Annotated in this window: 21 protein-coding genes; 14 read left to right on the top strand and 7 right to left on the bottom strand. The window is 39.9% G+C overall.

From position 1 onward, the window contains the following. Nucleotides 1-131 precede the first annotated feature (131 nt). Nucleotides 132-1,166 carry a mechanosensitive ion channel family protein gene (locus tag JI665_RS05380; RefSeq protein ID WP_206837249.1) on the top strand — a complete coding sequence of 345 codons (1,035 nt, stop codon included), beginning with the start codon at nucleotides 132-134 and terminating at the stop codon, nucleotides 1,164-1,166. Between the two features lie 68 nt (nucleotides 1,167-1,234). Here the strand turns inward: JI665_RS05380 and JI665_RS05385 are convergent, their stop codons facing one another. Both JI665_RS05385 and JI665_RS05390 read right to left on the bottom strand, forming a co-directional pair. Continuing rightward, nucleotides 1,235-1,420 (bottom strand): hypothetical protein, encoded by a 186-nt coding sequence (locus JI665_RS05385; RefSeq protein WP_061790877.1) that lies wholly within the window; start codon nucleotides 1,418-1,420, stop codon nucleotides 1,235-1,237. A gap of 111 nt (nucleotides 1,421-1,531) precedes the next feature. Then, complete coding sequence (locus JI665_RS05390; protein ID WP_206837253.1) at nucleotides 1,532-1,966, bottom strand: hypothetical protein; 435 nt, start codon at nucleotides 1,964-1,966, stop codon at nucleotides 1,532-1,534. A 158-nt stretch (nucleotides 1,967-2,124) separates the two neighbouring features. Between JI665_RS05390 and JI665_RS05395 the strand changes: the two genes are divergently transcribed. Continuing rightward, on the top strand, nucleotides 2,125-4,416 hold the full coding sequence (locus JI665_RS05395) for an ATP-dependent DNA helicase (protein ID WP_206837256.1): 2,292 nt from the start codon (nucleotides 2,125-2,127) through the stop codon (nucleotides 4,414-4,416). Between the two features lie 35 nt (nucleotides 4,417-4,451). Here the strand turns inward: JI665_RS05395 and JI665_RS05400 are convergent, their stop codons facing one another. Further along, on the bottom strand, nucleotides 4,452-5,108 hold the full coding sequence (locus JI665_RS05400; protein ID WP_312886140.1) for a YczE/YyaS/YitT family protein: 657 nt from the start codon (nucleotides 5,106-5,108) through the stop codon (nucleotides 4,452-4,454). 300 nt (nucleotides 5,109-5,408) lie between these two features. On the opposite strand from JI665_RS05400, the gene JI665_RS05405 reads away from it, so the two are divergent. From JI665_RS05405 to JI665_RS05415, 3 genes are all read left to right on the top strand, one after another. Continuing rightward, complete coding sequence (locus JI665_RS05405; RefSeq protein ID WP_206837263.1) at nucleotides 5,409-7,376, top strand: LTA synthase family protein; 1,968 nt, start codon at nucleotides 5,409-5,411, stop codon at nucleotides 7,374-7,376. A gap of 131 nt (nucleotides 7,377-7,507) precedes the next feature. Further along, nucleotides 7,508-7,837, top strand: a complete 330-nt coding sequence (locus JI665_RS05410) for a four-helix bundle copper-binding protein (protein WP_206837267.1) — start codon at nucleotides 7,508-7,510, stop codon at nucleotides 7,835-7,837. A gap of 187 nt (nucleotides 7,838-8,024) precedes the next feature. Beyond that, a complete protein-coding gene (locus JI665_RS05415) occupies nucleotides 8,025-8,624 on the top strand; it encodes a YdhK family protein (protein ID WP_206837270.1) in 600 nt (199 codons plus the stop codon). A gap of 40 nt (nucleotides 8,625-8,664) precedes the next feature. On the opposite strand, the gene JI665_RS05420 is transcribed toward JI665_RS05415, so the two are convergent. From JI665_RS05420 to JI665_RS05430, 3 genes are read right to left on the bottom strand one after another with little or no spacing between them, the layout of a single operon-like run. After that, nucleotides 8,665-9,225 (bottom strand): TVP38/TMEM64 family protein, encoded by a 561-nt coding sequence (locus JI665_RS05420; protein WP_206837273.1) that lies wholly within the window; start codon nucleotides 9,223-9,225, stop codon nucleotides 8,665-8,667. A 3-nt stretch (nucleotides 9,226-9,228) separates the two neighbouring features. Beyond that, nucleotides 9,229-9,906, bottom strand: coding sequence for a response regulator transcription factor (locus tag JI665_RS05425; RefSeq protein WP_206837276.1), 678 nt, complete (start codon nucleotides 9,904-9,906; stop codon nucleotides 9,229-9,231). Continuing rightward, nucleotides 9,884-11,278 carry a HAMP domain-containing sensor histidine kinase gene (locus JI665_RS05430; RefSeq protein ID WP_206837279.1) on the bottom strand — a complete coding sequence of 465 codons (1,395 nt, stop codon included), beginning with the start codon at nucleotides 11,276-11,278 and terminating at the stop codon, nucleotides 9,884-9,886. Before JI665_RS05430 ends, JI665_RS05425 begins: the two co-directional genes overlap by 23 nt. A gap of 162 nt (nucleotides 11,279-11,440) precedes the next feature. Between JI665_RS05430 and JI665_RS05435 the strand changes: the two genes are divergently transcribed. The 6 genes from JI665_RS05435 to JI665_RS05455 all read left to right on the top strand — a co-directional run bounded on the left by JI665_RS05435 (nucleotide 11,441) and on the right by JI665_RS05455 (nucleotide 15,650). Then, nucleotides 11,441-11,674 (top strand): group-specific protein, encoded by a 234-nt coding sequence (locus JI665_RS05435; RefSeq protein WP_206837282.1) that lies wholly within the window; start codon nucleotides 11,441-11,443, stop codon nucleotides 11,672-11,674. Between the two features lie 174 nt (nucleotides 11,675-11,848). Beyond that, nucleotides 11,849-12,529 carry a helix-turn-helix transcriptional regulator gene (locus JI665_RS05440; RefSeq protein WP_226280769.1) on the top strand — a complete coding sequence of 227 codons (681 nt, stop codon included), beginning with the start codon at nucleotides 11,849-11,851 and terminating at the stop codon, nucleotides 12,527-12,529. 94 nt (nucleotides 12,530-12,623) lie between these two features. Continuing rightward, a complete protein-coding gene (gene sdaAB, locus JI665_RS05445) occupies nucleotides 12,624-13,286 on the top strand; it encodes an L-serine ammonia-lyase, iron-sulfur-dependent subunit beta (protein WP_206837289.1) in 663 nt (220 codons plus the stop codon). A gap of 34 nt (nucleotides 13,287-13,320) precedes the next feature. Next, complete coding sequence (gene sdaAA, locus JI665_RS05450) at nucleotides 13,321-14,196, top strand: L-serine ammonia-lyase, iron-sulfur-dependent, subunit alpha (protein ID WP_206837695.1); 876 nt, start codon at nucleotides 13,321-13,323, stop codon at nucleotides 14,194-14,196. 108 nt (nucleotides 14,197-14,304) lie between these two features. Beyond that, a complete protein-coding gene (locus JI665_RS28885) occupies nucleotides 14,305-14,430 on the top strand; it encodes a hypothetical protein (protein ID WP_280516062.1) in 126 nt (41 codons plus the stop codon). Between the two features lie 92 nt (nucleotides 14,431-14,522). Then, nucleotides 14,523-15,650 carry a thermonuclease family protein gene (locus JI665_RS05455; RefSeq protein ID WP_206837293.1) on the top strand — a complete coding sequence of 376 codons (1,128 nt, stop codon included), beginning with the start codon at nucleotides 14,523-14,525 and terminating at the stop codon, nucleotides 15,648-15,650. Nucleotides 15,651-15,741: 91 nt separating this feature from the next. Here JI665_RS05455 and JI665_RS05460 read toward each other — a convergent pair whose 3' ends face one another. Then, entirely contained in the window at nucleotides 15,742-15,972 is a 231-nt protein-coding gene (locus JI665_RS05460; protein ID WP_312886133.1) for a hypothetical protein, read from the bottom strand. A 169-nt stretch (nucleotides 15,973-16,141) separates the two neighbouring features. Between JI665_RS05460 and JI665_RS05465 the strand changes: the two genes are divergently transcribed. The 3 genes from JI665_RS05465 (at nucleotide 16,142) to JI665_RS05475 (ending at nucleotide 18,554) form a co-directional block, all read left to right on the top strand. Next, nucleotides 16,142-17,095, top strand: coding sequence for a Gfo/Idh/MocA family protein (locus JI665_RS05465; protein ID WP_206837300.1), 954 nt, complete (start codon nucleotides 16,142-16,144; stop codon nucleotides 17,093-17,095). Between the two features lie 191 nt (nucleotides 17,096-17,286). Continuing rightward, a complete protein-coding gene (locus tag JI665_RS05470) occupies nucleotides 17,287-18,006 on the top strand; it encodes a YebC/PmpR family DNA-binding transcriptional regulator (protein WP_206837303.1) in 720 nt (239 codons plus the stop codon). Nucleotides 18,007-18,362: 356 nt separating this feature from the next. Continuing rightward, entirely contained in the window at nucleotides 18,363-18,554 is a 192-nt protein-coding gene (locus tag JI665_RS05475; RefSeq protein WP_206837306.1) for a hypothetical protein, read from the top strand. Nucleotides 18,555-18,591 lie beyond the last annotated feature (37 nt).

An 18,591-nucleotide genomic window follows, 5' to 3' on the forward strand; every position in this document is an offset into this window, starting at 1 on the left:
ACCCCAACCTTATTATATGTATTTAGTAATCACCTTTCCTTTTTTCAAACAGTATTAAACACTGCCGTTTAAGAATCGATGTAAGAGGAATAGGTAAAACATTAAAAACACAATGGTGAAGGAGTATAAATATGCTGTTTATAAAAAATGTAACCATTAAGGAAGCAATGCTGTTTTTATTGTTTGCAGGAGTGATATTGGCTGCCAAATGGGCACTTAACTTACTCGTGAAAAAGAGAAAGGGCAAGTCAGTACAGAACGACCGGATTATGCAGGGAATTTCTTCACTCGTGAACTGGGCAGCTTTTTATGGAATTATCATTCTATTTTTGTTTTATTTTTCAAGGGAGAAATGGCTTTTTTATACCTTATTTACAGCAGGGGAGGTAGATGTGACACTATATTTAATAATTGTAGCGTTTTTGACAGTCTCTCTTGCAAATCGGATCGTAAAAGTATTCACCAAATATGTATTAACATCTGTTTATGAATTCTATGGTGTTGACAGGGGGCTCGGCTATTCATTCAACAGAATGATCTATTATACCGTCATGATTGCAGCGCTCGCCTTCAGCCTGACAACGGTTGGGCTTGATTTGACTGCAGCTGCTGCCATACTGGGTGTTCTCGGCATTGGTATAGGGTTTGGCATGCGCAATATTGCCGGTAACTTTATTTCAGGCATCATCATCCTTTTCGAACGGCCGATTGAAATTGGTGAAGTGATCGAGATCAATAATAAGATTGGTAAAATAGAAAGCATTCGTCTCAGATCCACTATCGTCCGCACAGCTAAAGAGGGAACCCTCATCGTCCCGAACCAATACTTCATCGAACAGATCATTAAGAACCGGACAGGCTCTGAAATGCTTGCACAGGTTCTAATCAGCGTTGCGTATGGCACTGATACAGATAAAGTTGAAAAGCTTCTTAGAGAAGCAGTAAACGTGGAAATGCCTAAAACAGAAGGGGTTTTAAATGCACCTGCACCAGATATCCGTTTTGTGGATTTCCGCAATAAGGCCATGGACTTTTTAATTGAAGTGCCTGTTGCAAACTTTGATGCCAAACAGAAATTTGAAAGCCGGCTAAGACATGTAATTGCAGAGCATTTTTTTAAAAATGGGATCGAACTTGCCTCAGCACAGCTGCTGTCTGGTGAATGACGGGTTCAGTTAAAAGGAGGCAAAACGAAAACACCAGCCGCTCAGGGCTGGTATTTCCTAGGTGTAAACTATTTCCCTAACAAAGCTTTCACGCCAAGATAAAGGATGGCAAGACCAAAGATGATCATAGCCAGACTTCCGACAATGGTGAAAAAGCTGGCAATGCCTGAAGTAATAACTGCAGTAACAGGTACCATTGTCATGCCGTAGCCAGCAAGCATACAAGCAAGATATAATAATGCCAATTGATACATTATATATCCCTCCCTTCCAATACTATGGTATGAAAAAGGAGGAATCTTGCTTGGTCTAATATCCCAAATCTTTCGAATAAGACAAAAACAGTTCTTTAGAATTATTTAGTGCTAATGATTCCTTTTTACTTCCTGAATAGCAATGAGTTTTAAAGCAGTTAATTCTTCCTCTGATAACCTTTCAGTTAAAAGGCTGTATATTTCATTCTGCTCTTCAGCAGTCAGTCCGCCTTTTAATTTAGAGACACTCTGCTGGATTTCCTTCATCGAAAAGCTCTCTGAAATCTTCTTCACAGCCTCTTCTTTTGTCTTGATCGGCAATGATGTCTCTTCAAAATCTATAGCTTTTAAATCATCCTGGCTGCTTCCAAGGAGGGCCTCGACATTTGGATCATTGGCAAGCATCTCCAGATCATTCTCAGTGATGCTGCCGGCAACTTCTGTCATTACTTTATTTGATATCAAATCCATTGAAGCAAAATAGATGAGGAATCCCAATAAAATAAAAGACCCTCCAGTTATTGTCCAAAAAATAATTTTTTTCAACTTTTTGGGCTGCTCAAAAAACGAACAGAACCGCTCACTCTCCTCCCATTTTTTATCTCTTTAAATTGTAAATGGTCTTTTCCTGATTTTGCAAATCTTTCTCACTAATAGAACGTATGTGCTATAATGGGGGAATAATAAAGCAAGGAGCCGTTTCAATGCCTAATAAGATAAAAATATCGGTTAGATCGTTAGTTGAATATGTTTATAAAAGCGGCAGCATTGAAACAGGCTTCCGTTCTGCAGTGGCGCTTTCAGAAGGAACCAGGATTCATCAGAGAATCCAAAAACTTTATGGGGAAGAAGATCAAAAAGAAGTGTACCTGCAAGCAGCCTTAACTTTCAATCACATCGACTTTCAGCTTGAGGGCAGGTGTGACGGGCTTTTCATCAGAAATGAAGAATGCATGATCGATGAAATTAAGTCTGTTTCCCTCCCGATAACTGAAATTGATGAATTTGCCTATCCTGTCCATTGGGCTCAGGCTAAATGCTATGCTTTCATGTATGCAAAAGATCATTATCTTTCAGAAATGACGGTTCAATTAACCTATGTACAGTCTAAAACAAATGAAGTCAAGAGATTTCAGCAAAGCTATTCTTTTCGTGAACTTGAAGAATTTATACTTTACCTTCTGGAATCCTATTTTCCTTACGCCGATTTGAGGATTCAGCATCAGCAGGAATTAATAAGGAGCGTAAAAGAACTGGCTTTTCCTTTTCCTGCATACCGAAATGGCCAGAGAAAATTTGCCGTGGCAGTATACAAAACCATTGCTGAAGGGAAAAACTTATTTGCCAACGCACCTACAGGCATTGGCAAAACTATTTCTACACTTTTTCCGGCATTAAAAGCTATTGGGGAAGGACATATAAATAGGATCATTTATGCTACAGCCAAAACCATTACCCGTCAGGCTGCTGAAGGGGCCATTGCCATGATGGAGGAAGATGGATTGAATCTAAAATCGGTCACAATCACGGCCAAGGAAAAAATTTGCTTTAAGGAAGAAACCAATTGTCAAAAAGACAGCTGTGAGTTTGCCAATGGATATTACGACAGAATAAACCATGCCGTTCTTGACCTCCTGAAGAATGAGAACATGATAACAAGAACGACCATTGAAAAATATGCTATGAGGCATAAAGTCTGTCCTTTTGAATTTTCATTGGATGCTGCATACTCCGCCGACGCCATTATTGGTGATTATAACTATATTTTCGATCCGAGGGTCTCACTTAAGAGATTCCTGGAAGAGGATAAAAAGAAAACGGCGCTCCTCATCGATGAAGCGCATAATCTTGTGGACCGTGGAAGGGAAATGTATTCAAGTTCCCTGGAGAAATCATCCTTTCTTCAATTGAGCAGGAGCTTTAAGGGGAAGGATGAAGGGATCCAAAAAAGCGCAAAACAGGTTAATGGGATTTTTATTGCATTAAAAAAGAAATGTGGTGAAAATCAGGAGATCGCAGAAAAAGATCCCCCTGAAGAACTTTTTGAAGTTCTTGAGGGATTTGTTCAATATGCGGAAAACTATCTGGGGCAAAATCGAAATAATTCAGATGAAGAATTGCTGGAAGTATTCTTTGCTGCCCAGAACTTCATCAGAATTGGGAAACTGTATGATGAAAGGTTTGTAACGTATATTCAAAAGCATAGAAATGACCTGATCATCAAGTTATTTTGCCTGGATCCATCGAATCTTCTGCACAAGGCCAGAAAAGGATATAAATCGGCTATCTTTTTTTCCGCTACCTTAATGCCTCTCAATTATTATTTGGACATGCTTGGCTTTCAAGAAGAAGATTTTATTGTATCCATTCCTTCACCATTCTCAAAAGATCAGGCAAAGGTATACATACAGCCGCTTTCCACAAGATATCGTGACCGTGAAGGATCAATAGGACCAATCGTCAGCACCATTAAGGACATGCTTAAGGATCAAAAGGGAAATTACCTGATTTTCTTTCCATCATATCAATATATGGAGAATGTTTATGGAAGGTTCCTCGATGAGGAAATGCCAATGCAAACAATCATTCAAAAGTCGGGAATGGATGAAGGAGAAAGGGAAAAGTTTCTGGAGGCATTCCAGCCAAATGCTTCTGGAACTCTGTTAGGATTTGCAGTCATGGGCGGGATTTTCTCAGAAGGGATTGATTTACAGGGGGATAAACTGAATGGTGTATTTGTGGTGGGTGTGGGTCTTCCCCAGATCTGCTTTGAACGCAATATTATGAAAGCTTATTTCCATCAGCAAGGAAAAAACGGCTATGATTATGCCTATACTTATCCTGGAATGAACAAAGTTCTTCAGGCAGGAGGCAGACTTATTCGTTCTGAAAACGATACAGGCATGATTGTCTTAATGGATGACAGGTATGTACAGGAAGAGTATCAGGCATTGCTGCCAGAAGAATGGAAGGGTTCTATTTTGTTTAAAAGTTAAAAATATCCTGCTCAGAAAGAGCAGGATGAGGGTGATCATTTGGTAATAAGCGGGCCTTTGGGTGCCTGCATTTTTTCAAGCGTTTTTTCAAAAATAGGGTAAAAGAATTGTACCACCAAACCAAGTGTTAATGTTACTACAATCGTGCCTACACCGATTGCACCTTTAAATAAAAACGCAAGAAGCAGGGCGAAGCTTTCGCTGATGATCCTTGAATTTCTTAAATTCAATCCAAATCTTGTGTGAATGGCTACCATCAATGTATCCATCGGACTTGCCGGAAATTTGGCCTGAAGATAGATGGCAACTCCCATTCCCATCGAAAGAATGCCAAAAAGTAAAATGAATGATTGACCTGCTAATGTTTGCGGCGAAAGGTCACCAAAAATAACGAGAAGCCAAAAGTCAATTAGTGCGCCAATTATTAATATGGAAATGGCTGCGAGGACTTCAGGCTTTTTTTTCATTAAAAAAGCATTTATAAAAATAAGAGCGATTCCATTAATAAAAACAAAGGTGCCAACTGTTAAGTTAAACATTTGAGATTCACCAACAGCCAGGGCATCCCAGGCAGAAGCTCCAAGGTTTGACCTGATAATTAAGGCTACACCCATTGTCAGGATCAGCATCCCAATAATAAAAAATACAAAACGTTCCTTCATGAAGACTCTCCAATCAACTATGTTTAATATTTAGCTTGACCCTATTTAAAATCAATACTCCCTCAGCACTGAAATTATGAAGGGAAAATCCATTTTATCATCAGATTGCGTGGGTTAACAGAAAATTATTATTAAAAGTTGTTGGATTTTGCAGGAAAAAGGCGAAAGATATTAGAAGGATATCAGTTTTCATTCATTTGAAACTGTGCTATATTATTTTACATTCATTCACCATTTATTAATGCTGGCTTTACATATTTTTTACATATAAAGACTTAGCCGCTGCTAAGTTTTTCGCATGTTTACAATTTAAGAGGTGAAACCACACTTATGGGAAAGTTATTTAAATCACCTAGGAATTTGGCGAAAACCAGCCTAGCTGTGTTCTTTCTGTCTGTTATCCTTTTATGGCTAAAAACTTATATAGCCTACCGAATCGAATTTAATTTAGGGATCAACAATGACATACAGCGATTTCTGCTGTTTTTGAATCCATTAAGCTCTACACTGGTATTTCTGGGATTTGCTTTGTTTTTCAAAGGAAAATGGCAATCAGGCATGCTTATTGGCTTGAATTTATTTTTATCCTTCCTGCTTTATGCAAATGTCGTTTATTATAGATTCTTTAACGACTTTATTACAGTTCCCGTACTAATGCAGGCAAAAGTAAATGGGGGGCAGCTGGGGGATAGTGCTCTTTCTTTAATGTCTCCATGGGATATTTTTTACTTTACAGATACTCTGCTGCTCCTTTTCCTGGCAGTAAGGAAATGGTACAAACCAGGAAAGAAAATTAGCAGAAAACCCGCATTGGCTGTTATCGCTGCAGGTATCATTGTATTCTTCATTAATCTTGAAATTGCTGAGAATGACCGGCCTGAACTGCTTACACGTTCCTTCGACCGCAATTATTTGGTGAAATACCTTGGAGCATACAATTTCACTGTATATGACATTGTGCAAAATGCGAAGTCTGCCAGCCAAAGGGCACTGGCGGATAGTAATGATGTAACTGAAGTGGAGAACTATGTGAAAGCCAAGTATGCACCTCCGAACCCTGAATACTTCGGAATAGCTAAGGGCATGAATGTTATTTACGTATCCATGGAATCTCTTCAGACTTTTATCATTGACTACAAGCTGAATGGAAAAGAAGTTACTCCATTCCTGAACTCACTTGCACATAGCGGCAAGACGTTTTATTTTGATAATATTGTGAATCAAACAGGACAGGGAAAGACTTCCGATGCCGAGTTCATTATGGATACATCGCTATATCCAATGTCACAGGGAGCGGTTTATGTAACAAAAGCGCAAAATACCTTCCATGGCACACCTGCTATTTTAAAGTCACTAGGCTATACTTCAGCAGCTTTCCATGGAAACTACAAGACATTCTGGAACCGTAACGAAATGTATAAAACCATGGGTTATGACAAGTTTTTTGATGCTGAGTATTACAATATGAGCAATGAAAATACTAAAAACTATGGGTTGAAGGATAAGCCGTTTTTCAAGGAATCCATGCCGATGCTGACCAGTCTGCCAGAGCCATTTTATACAAAATTCATCACTCTTTCTAATCACTTCCCCTTTAAAATGGATGAGTGGGATACTGATTTTCCTTCTGGCGAAACGGATAATGATGTGGTTAACCACTATTTCCAGTCGGCGAATTATATGGATCAGTCACTCCAGCAGTTCTTTAATGATTTAAAGGAGTCCGGGCTGTATGACCATACAGTCGTGGTTCTGTATGGCGATCACTATGGAATTTCGGAAAACCACAATGAAGCTATGGCGGAAGTGACCGGAAAAGAGGTTACGCCATTTGAATATGCCAAGCTTCAAAGAGTGCCAGTATTCATCCATGTACCAGGAGTGGATGGCGGCATTGTTCATCATGCTGGTGGACAGGTGGATGTGCGTCCGACTTTACTTCACCTGCTGGGCATTGATACAAGAAATCACCTCGAAATGGGGTCAGATCTATTATCAGATAAGCACCGTGAAGTAGTCCCGTTTCGAAACGGCAACTTCATTTCCCCGGAATATACACAGATTGAAGAGACCTGTTATTTTACTAAAACTGGCGAAATAGCTGAAGCTAATGCCTGTAAGCCGTTTTCCGATCAGGCGAAAAAAGAGCTTGAAATGTCAGACAGCATTGTTTACAAGGACCTTCTGCGCTTTTATAAGCCGGAAGGATTTATTCCGGTCAACCGGAATGATTACTCATATGTAAAAAAAGAGGTGCCATTTATAGAGGAAAGAAATGGGCCGGGTATGCAGAAGTAATATTTGGGAGCAGAGAGATAATTCTCTGCTCTCTTTTTTTGCATCCGCAATCTATGCAGAAAATATGCAGTTTACTAAAAAAATGCACGGGTAGAGTAACTTTGTAAAGAAATAAAAGGAAGGATGATAGAATGTATAGCCAATCTTTTGAAGAATGCATCCAGGCTTGTTTAGAATGCATGGAGGCATGTAATGTTTGCTTTGATGCATGCTTAGGTGAAGAGGATGTTAAAATGATGGCGGATTGTATCCGCCTGGACAGGGAGTGTGCTGATATCTGTGCATTTGCAGCTAAGGCGATGCAGTCAAACAGCCCTTTTGCCAGGCAAATTTGCGCCCTATGTGCAGAAATTTGTGAAGCATGTGGAAACGAGTGCAAAAAACACGATCATGGCCATTGTCAGCTCTGTGCTGAAGCATGCTTTAAGTGTGCGGAAGAATGCCGTAAAATGGCTGCTTAATTTAAGTTAATATACAGACATCCAGCAGGGTGTCTGTTTTCAATGCTTTTTATATTCAATACTTGGCTCAGAAATGTACATATTTTCTATTAGTAAAGGGAATTAATTAGACTTTTTATATACCTGTTCCATAATTTCTGCACAATTTATTGCCATACTAACTTCATGAAGAAAAGGAGGAATAGATATGCTGACAAGTAAAAAATTCGCCATCTGGTTTGTTTCTCTGGCTGCAGCTTTAACTTTAACTGCCTGCGGCGGAAATGATGAGAATGCCGGACAGGAAGGTACCAGCAATGAAGAGAGCACAACGAATAATGAAAGCAGCGGCCATTCTGGAGACCATTCAGGCATGGACCATTCAGGCTCCGGAGAAGTCCCTGAAGGAATAAAGGAAGCTGAAAACCCAAAATATGAAGTTGGAAGCAAGGTCTTTATAACAGAAGGACATATGGAAGGGATGGAGGGAGCTGAAGCCACAATTACAGGCGCCTATGATACAACCGTATATACGGTCTCTTATACACCAACCACTGGCGGTAAAAAAGTTGAAAATCATAAATGGGTAGTTCATGAAGAGATTGCTGAAGCAGGAGAGGAACCATTTAAAGAAGGAGACGAGGTAAAAATAAATGCAAGCCACATGGAGGGAATGGAAGGAGCAGCAGCTGTAATCGATTCAGTGCAGAAAACAACTGTCTATACAGTTGACTTTACTACAGCTGACGGGCAGGAAGTAAAAAACCACATGTGGGTAACAGAAAACGAGCTTTCTCCATCTGAATAATATAAAAAGTTAAGGAGTTTATCTGCCGAAGATAAGCTCCTTAACTTAATTTATAATTTTTGCATAAATAATAAACCAAAAAGGAAAAAGCAGCTAAAAGGAATATGGTAATTTGCAGCTCCAATTTTAATTTTAATGCATGTGAAACCGCAAAGGCTTCAATAAACAAAGCAGGTATTTTACCGATGGTGCTGGCAATGCCAAAGGGCAGAAGCCTCATCTTGCTGAATGCTGCTGCCAGCGTGACTGCACCTGATGGGACAAAAGGCAGGACTCTCAGCAAAACAACCATGAAATAGGCATCTGGTCCTTCTGTATTCTGGAGCTTAGTAAATAATTTGTTATTCTTAAGCTGAGGAAAAGAGGAGGTTAGCTTAGTGATTCCTTTACGATAAAGAATAAAACTTATAATTGCTCCAGCAGCTTCTCCGATGATCAATAGGACTAGGCCCATTTTTAAATCAAAAGCGGCAACTGTTCCAGCAGTAATAAAGGCACTTGGGAGGAATCCCGTTATAGATGCAGCAATGTTCATGGATATGCTAAATATGGCTGCCAATATCGGTTCATCTGAAAACCATTTGATGATATCAGAAAACATCCATTAATCCTTTCCGGCCCATTTATAGCCCATACCCCAGACAGTCGTCAGATACTCATCTGCAGGAAACCCGGCTTTTCTTAATTTTTCCCGTAAATTTCTTACATGCGAATCGATGGTTCGGTCTTCGATTGACACTCCATAGCCCCATACAGAGCCTATTAAATGCTCACGTGAAAAAACTCTGTTCAGGTTTGAGAGGAATAGGCTTAACATGGAAAACTCTTTGGGAGTCAAAAGGATTTCCTTATTTTTATAGGATAGCTCAAAAGAATCTTCTTTAAGTTCCAGCCCTTTGAAAGTTTTGGTTTTTCCATCTTTTTTGCTTCTTCTCAGAACTGCTTCAATCCTAGCAGATAATTCTTCTTCATCGAATGGCTTTAAAATATAATCATCTGCTCCGATGTTCAATCCTTTTACAATGTCCGGCTTTTCGCTTTTGGCAGTAAGCATGATGATGGGAATATCCCAATACTTTTTTACCTCCTCGCATACCTTCCATCCATCCATTTCAGGCATCATAACATCCAAAAGGATGAGATCTGCAGAATGGGTTTCCAAGTAAATCAACGCATCTGAACCTGAAGCCAATTTAATGCAATTGTAGCCGCGTGGTGTTAAGTATAAAGAAATTAGATCAAGCATTCTAGTCTCGTCGTCAACCAAAAGTATTGTTTTCACATTCCGTTTCTCCCTTAAAAACAATTTCGAATTCAGTTCCGTCACCTTTTCTGCTGCAGACCGATATAGTCCCTCCATGGGCATGGACAAGTTCCTTAACAATGGCGAGTCCGAGACCTGTCCCTCCAAGAGCTCTAGCACGTGATTTATCCACTCGGTAAAACCGATTAAAGATAAAGGGCAGTTCCTCTTCAGAGATCCCTCTTCCGGTATCATTTATTCTGATGGTGACATGTTTTTTGGTCCTGCTTATATTAATTGTTGTTTTATCTCCAGCTGAAGAATACTTAATGGCGTTATCCAGAAGATTAAAGATGATCTGTTCCAGCCTTGATGCATCCGCTGATATAGTGATTGATTCACGGCAAATAACAGACAGCAGCATGCCTTTTTCGGTGAAAGCCGGTGAGAATTTTGTTTCAATTTTTTTCATGAAATCCTTCAGATCAATAGGACTTTTTTTTATGTCAAAGGTATTTTTATCGATCTTAGCCAGATCGAAAAGATTTTTAACCATATCTGAAAGCCGGTTGGTTTCCTCCAGGATAATTGATAAATACTGATTTCTTTCTTCCGGGCTCAGGTTCCGCTTCTGAACGATATCCGCATACCCCTTTATATAAGTGAGAGGAGTGCGAAGTTCATGCGATATGCTGGACAAAAATTCATTGCGTTCTTCTCTAAGATAATTCAGGTCACCCGCCAATAACTGAATGGACCGTGCTAAATCCCCAAGTTCATCGTTACCGGTTTTAGGAAGGGAAACTGAAAAATCACCGCTGCTTATTTGTGAGGTGGCTTCCTTCATTTTAATCAGTGGTTTTGCCAGTGCCTTTGATAAAAAGATGATGATAGTAATGGTAAAAATGACGGCAATGAACCCGGCGATTAAAAATTGTTCATTTAAGCGTGAAATTAACGACTGAATCCAGGCTGTATCCTGAAACATATATACATGGCCTATCAGCACTCCATCCTTTTCAATAGGGCTGACTGTTGAAATATAATCTTCTTCTTTCCAATTGTCCTCGATGGTCTTGCCTTCCCTTATAGAAGATGTAAGCGGCCTTTCTATGTACCTTTGGATCAAACTGCTATGAACAGAAGCACCAAGGATCTCTTTATTCGAATTTGTAATGACTACATCTGTATTTGCTTCGGATTCCATCAGAGCCACATGGGAAATCGTATTTTCATCAAAATGCTTTTCGAGTATAGCACGGTGTGAATTGCCGCGTGTCTGCAGAGCTATAAGCTCTTCCTCCACACGTGATTCAACAAGGGTACTATGTAAAAAGAAGAACATAATTGTTTCTAGCCCAAAAAGGATCAGAAAGAACAGCAGGCCCAGCTTCATGGAAAGTTTATTCAAAGATCTCACTCATTTCAAATCAATTACTTCTATTATAGTCGAAATGTTTGAAGAAACTATGCAGAAGAGGTATATGTTTTAATAGGACTGTAGAAGGTAAAATAGAATAATGATTTATCATAATGAAAAAAGCAAGTAACAGTCATACAGGAGGTTTTTTTTATGAGTGAATGCAAATTGGATCACCCACCGGAAGATGTGCAAAATAAGTTTGAACAGCAAAAAGAATTTCTGCCGGACGATATGAGTTCTTTGTTTCAATCTTTTTTTCAGGAGGAACATACACAGGATATTTTAAATGAGGTATTTCATTTGCTGAAAAAATTTGATCTTGCTTCCGAGGAGGAACAAACCGAGAGAGTCAACAGGCTTTATCTTGTATTAAAAAATGTATAATATTATAATATTGAGTTGCCGCATCTGATTAATTGTTGCGGCAATTTTTTATGTATCTTACAATTTTTTTGTAGCTATTAAAATTTTATTTTAACAATGTATGTATTTATGTTAATATGAAATTATAGAGAAATATAGAGTAGTATAATAATGAAAGCGATTACACAAAAGGGAGTGACAAAGTTGAAGGAATGCCATAGACCTGTTTTTGACTTGGCGATCCGGACCGCAGATATGCTAGTTCGAATGTTTGGTTCCCGCTGTGAAGTGGCAGTGCACGATTTCAGCGACTTAAAAAAATCGCTTATTCATATTGCAGGAGATATAACGGACAGGAAAATCGGCTCACCCATCACAGATCTTGTATTGAATGAATTAGCCAAACATAAAAACGAAGTTAATGATATAGCCAATTATAAAACACAATCCAAAAAAGGAAATGTCATGAAATCATCCACGATTTTTCTCCGTGATGATGAAAATAAAGTAATTGGTGCATTGTGCCTTAATTATGATATTAGCCTGCTCATGCAATTTGGAGGAGAAATTGAAGAGTTTATCAGCTTTGATGAACATTCCTCTAAATCGGAGACCTTTTTTAATTCCGTCCAGGATGTTATTCACGAGATGGTGGATCAAGTACTTCAAGGCTTTAGGAAGGCACCTTCATTGATGACGCTCGAAGAAAAAGTTGAATGTGTCCGCCAGCTTGAAGATAAAGGGACATTCCTCATTAAAGGGGCAACTGATTATGTTGCATCTGTGCTTGGGGTTTCCAAATTCACCATTTATAATTACCTGCAGAAAATCAGAACGATTAATGAGCTCCAGCCGGAAGCTGTGGAGCATAAATAAAGACACGTTTTTAATTTTGAGGAAAAGCTAGCTGCTGTAATTTTTATTGCAGCTATCTGAATTTAAAGACCTTAACAGTAAAGGGGCATAAAAAATGAAATACAGATCTGCATTTGATATTATTGGACCGGTTATGATCGGACCTTCAAGTTCACATACAGCCGGAGCTGCACGTATTGGGCGTGTTGCCCGGACTCTTTTTGGAAAACAGCCGTCCAAAGCCGAGATTTCTTTATATGGTTCTTTTGCAAAAACCTATAAAGGACATGGTACGGATGTTGCCATTGTAGGCGGAATCCTCGACTTTGATACTTTTGACGAGCGAATTCCTTCTGCCCTTCAATTAGCTGAAGAAGCAGGGATTGAAGTCATTTTTACAGTTGAAGATACCGTTACAGACCATCCTAATACTGTAAGAGTCAAGCTTACCGAAGGAGATCGTGACATTGAACTTGTAGGAATATCCATCGGCGGCGGCACGATTGAAATAACCGAGCTGAACTCCTTTGAGCTTAAGTTATCTGGTGAACATCCTGCCATTTTAGTTGTTCATAACGATCAGTTTGGAGTTATCTCCGCTGTTACGAATATTTTATCAAAGCACCAGATAAATATTGGACATATGGAAGTTTCACGCAAGGAAAAAGGAAAAATGGCAATTATGGTCATTGAAGTGGATCAGAAGATCGGCCATGATGTGATGACAGAGCTTGAAGGGCTACCGAATATCACGCAAATCATCAGAATGGTTGACTAATAGTTAGCTGGTCATCAGGAGGGAAAGTCTAATGTTGTTTAGAAATGTTGCTGAGCTTGTTGAGCTCGCTGAAAATAAAGGTGTAAAAATTGCTGAAGTCATGATTCAGCAGGAGATAGAAGTAACTGGTTTAACTCGTGAAGAAATTATCGCTAAAATGGACCGCAATCTGACTGTCATGGAACAGGCTGTTGAGAGGGGACTTAAAGGTGTCACTTCTGTTACAGGTCTGACTGGCGGTGATGCAGTCCTTCTGCAAAAGTACATTCAGAGCGGAAAGGCTTTATCAGGAAATATTCTATTGGATGCTGTCAGCAAAGCAGTTGCAACCAATGAAGTGAATGCGGCAATGGGTATAATCTGTGCCACCCCTACAGCAGGTTCGGCTGGCGTGGTGCCAGGTACACTGTTCGCTGTAAAAGAAGTTCTAAATCCAACACGAATGGAAATGATAGAATTTCTGTTTACTTCAGCGGCATTTGGCTTTGTGGTGGCAAACAACGCCTCCATATCCGGTGCAGCAGGAGGATGTCAGGCTGAGGTAGGATCTGCAAGCGGCATGGCTGCAGCATCCATTGTAGAAATGGCAGGCGGGACACCAAAACAGGCTGCTGAAGCAATGGCAATAACACTTAAAAACATGCTGGGCCTTGTGTGTGATCCAGTTGCAGGACTAGTAGAAGTCCCGTGCGTAAAACGAAATGCCATGGGTGCTTCCAACGCCATGACAGCAGCAGACATGGCCCTCGCCGGAATTACAAGCAGAATTCCATGTGATGAAGTCATCAACGCCATGTTCCTTATCGGGCAATCCATGCCTTCAGCACTCAGGGAAACAGCTGAGGGAGGACTGGCTGCAACGCCAACCGGAAGAAGACTGCAGGAAGAGATTTTTGGGAAAAAACAGTAAATTTAAATTGGCTGTTTTGTAAGATTGTTCCTATCTAACTTTCAACTAAGTTTAACAATTTGAGTTGATTGGAGCGGAGGGTACTTGACTCCTGCGGGAGGAGAGGGAGTGAGAGACCCCACAGGCATAGCCGAGGAGGCTCTCATTCCTCCCCGCGGAAAGCAAGTGCCCGCAGCGGAAATCAACGGCCGGGTTCATAAGCAAACAAAATTTGAGAAAAGAGCTTATGTTTAACACCAGTTCTTTAGTGAATTGGTGTTTATATCTGTATAGAAAAAAGTTATGCTTATTTAGGATAAATGTAAAAAGAGGAGAGAAAAAAGAGTTTGAAAGTTATAAGAGGGGCTATTATCACTATTGTTATTGTGTTTATGTTGTTACTGGGAATTGCAGTTCCTGCCGCACTTATTGGGTTAGCTGTCTTTTTAATTGGATTATATTTGAATAATCAGTACCGGAAATATAAGATAAATTTTAAAAAATCTGGCTGGATTATGGCTGCTGGCTTTGTTTTATCCATTTTTTTAGCAACTGCAGATTCTAATGCAACAGAAACAGGAAGTGAGCCTGAGAAAGAACAAATAATGACAGATCAGGATGAAGCAGATAAGAAGGCTGAAGAAGAGAAGCTTGCTGAAGAGAAGGCTAAAGAAGAGGAAGCCAAGATGCAGGCAGAGGAACAGGAAAGGCTGGAAGAAGAACAGGAAGAAAAACAGAAACAAGAAGAGGCTGAAAAGCAAAAACAGGTACAGGATCAAAATCAGGCTGCAGAGAGCTTAGGCCTCGAACTAGTTACTGTCGGCAGAGTAGTAGATGGTGACACAATAGAAACATCAGACGGGAGGAAGGTCCGCCTGATTGGAGTGAACACTCCCGAATCAACAACAAGAGTAGAAGAATACGGAATAGAAGCAAGTCAATTTACCGCATCTGAGCTGACTGGCAAGAAAATCTGGATGCAAAAGGATGTCTCAGACACAGACCGGTATGGCCGCCTGCTGAGAATCATTTGGGTAGACATCCCCACTGATGATATGGACGAAAATGAAATACGTGAAAAAATGTTCAATGCCCATTTGGTTCTGAATGGTTATGCCGAGCCATCCACCTACAATCCGGATGTGAAATACAGTGACTACTTCAGAAAATTCGGCAGGGAAGCAAGAGAAGCCACTAAAGGATTATGGGCTCTCGGGGATGAGGGAACAACTAAAGGAGACCTGGATTCTGCAGCAGCAAGCGGTTCCTCTTCAGGTTCAGGAAATGCCGGCGGCAGCGGGTCGAATGACAGCAGTGGTACAGCCGCCAATTCGTCATCCGCAGAAGGCAGCACTGAGTCCTACCAAAACTGTACAGAGTTAAGAAAGGTTTATCCAAATGGTGTGCCGTCTACACATCCTGCCTATGACTCAAAACATGATAGAGACAAGGACAACTTTGCTTGCGAACGATGACATAAGGGCCGGCTCCAGATACAGAGCCGGCTTCTACCTTGTAAAGACCATTTAATAAAATAAAAGAACACTGGCTTACTCTGCCAGTGTTCTATGATGTTCTTTTATGATGGTCATTCAATTTAATAAGGGAACCTCTTTTAATCCAATAATGAAAATTATCGGCCGGGAAAACCCCGCGTCCATTTGATCTGTCCATCTGGATGACAACACTGTTTGGAGTCACCTCCAGAATTCTAAGAGTTTCGGAACGGTAAAGATTCGGCGCGAAAGTACTTTTGATTTCAAATTGCATATCCTTATCAAGGTTCAATGATGACACCTCCTAATTAGTTAATTATGTTTAATGTCCCCATTCTTTGTTTTTCTATCCAATTATTGGCCAGTATATTTTTGTTTATTAACTTAATAGAGAAATTGCATCTTTAGAATTTTTTTAATAAACTGTATAATTCAATGGGGAACTATGAATTTTAACAAGCAGGTGAAGTGTGTTGAAGGAAAAAATTAAAGTTGGATTAATAGGAATGGGTGCTGTAGGGGAAAGGATACTGCGTCAATTTCGGCAGCATGAGGAGTTTGAGATTGCAGCGCTTTGTGATCGAAATGCCGAACGCTTAGATAAATTTAAGGCTGTGCTGACAGATGCAGCATTACATACCAATCATTTGGAACTGCTTCAGGATGAAACCATCAAAATCATCTATTTAGGTGTTCCGCCAAAATTTCATTATTCAATTAGCATGGATATTATAAAGAGCGGCAAGCATCTTCTTTGTGAAAAACCTCTGGCCAATTCCATTGAAGAGGCGAAGGATATGTATGAAGCTGCCGAAAATGCAGGAATCATCCATGCCATGAATTTTCCGATGGCATACAGCCCGTCCTTTAAAGTGTTTAGGGAAAAGATACAGAATGGTGAACTGGGTGAGATTAAGAAGGTAGAACTGCACCTGCAATTTACACACTGGCCGCGTGAATGGCAAAAGAACGATTGGATTTCCAGCAGGGAACAAGGGGGCTTTATCCGGGAAGTATCTCCTCACTTTATTCATATGATTCAGGATACCTTCGGAGAGCTGCTCCATGTCCGATCTTTTGTGGAATACCCGGATGATGAACGTATATGTGAAACCAGCTTTACCACATCATTAAAGCTTCCTGGCGGTATTCCTGTTCTATTTAACGGAATTGCGGGAATTGGGCAAAAAGAACATCTGTCTTTTAAAGTTTTTGGTGATAAGGGTACTTTAGATATGCAGAATTGGAGTGTTCTTGTACAGAGTACGTCAGAAAACAGCGGAGAAATTTTAACGCTTGATGAGCCGGTATACAGTCTGCCTTCAGAACTCTTCAAAGCAATAAGAGGAGAACGTGCATTATTGGTTTCCTTTAAAGAAGGGTATCAGGTGCAGAAGGTGCTGGAAAAAATCCTATTAAGCTAATTAGAGGCACATTTGTGTCTCTTTTAAATTATCAATACCCAGGCCAATCCCATGCATCTTCTTATGAAACAATACTCGAAAAAATCAGGTGTTTTAATGTATAATAATCAGGTGAGAGTTCTTCCAAAGAAAGAAGACTCTATTTCTAATCATAAATTTCATAGATCCAAAGTTGAAAGAGAGTGGGACATATGGGCCGTAAATGGAACAATATTAAAGAAAAGAAAGCATCCAAAGATGCAAATACGAGCCGTGTATATTCCAAGTTTGCACTTGAAATATACGTGGTTGCCAAGCAAGGTGAGCCTGATCCTGAAGCAAATCAGGCTTTAAAATTTGTGCTCGAACGCGCAAAAACATATAATGTGCCAAGAAATATCATTGATCGTGCAATTGAAAAAGCAAAAGGCGGAGCGGAAGAAAACTATGATGAGCTTCGCTACGAAGGATTCGGGCCTAGCGGATCCATGATTATAGTCGATGCATTAACTAATAACGTAAATCGCACAGCCTCAAATGTACGTGCTGCATTCGGTAAAAATGGCGGGAATATGGGTGTGAGCGGATCTGTTTCCTATATGTTCGACTCAACCGCTGTGATCGGCATTGAAGGCAAATCGGAGGAAGAAGTGCTGGAAATCCTGATGGAAGCAGACGTAGATGCACGTGATATCCTGGAAGAAGATGATACGGTAATCGTATATGCAGAACCTGATCAGTTTCATGCAGTTCAGGAAGCATTCAAGTCAGCGGGCATCAATGAGTTTGCTGTTGCTGAATTAACAATGCTCCCACAAAATGAAGTCACCCTTGATGCTGATGCACAGGCGCAATTTGAAAAGCTGATTGACGCCCTTGAAGACCTGGAAGATGTCCAGCGTGTTTATCACAATGCAGACCTGGGTGAATAACTGAGAAAAGGAGTCCACTTAATTGATGGACTCTTTTTTTGTAAAATAATTTTATTATGTAAACTATTTATGTTACCAGATTTATCATTTGGAAGAAAAGGAATTTTAGATATTCAAATTGAATTTACTCTCATTTGAAAAACCGCTGAATTAAATGTGGCTTTATGGTGATATCAGCCGATATCTGTCGAATAGCATTTTGCTATCAAGTGCTACCTCCTCGCAAAATGTAATCATTGGCCTTAACTTTCGTCTTAAGATATATTGACTAAATGGAAAATAACTGCAATATAAATTTCTGCGTTTAAACTTTGTATGCACGGGAACATGAATGGTGAAAGGAGAGTTTAGCACACATGAATACGTTTAAGGTTATTTATACTTTTGAAAAAGGTGTTACCGTAACAGAAGAAGTTGAAGCAGAGAATAAATCTGAAGTAATTGGAAGCATTAAAGACCTGGAAGGATTTGTAGAACTAACATGCTCTGAAGGTCACTATCATCGATTTGATTTTGCAGATGTAAAGTTAGTCACAATTACAGAATAAAAGGAAGGCCAAAAATGGCCTCCCTCTAAAACCCGCT

Source organism: Bacillus sp. NTK034, assembly GCF_017303275.1.
GTDB lineage: Bacteria > Bacillota > Bacilli > Bacillales > Cytobacillaceae > Cytobacillus.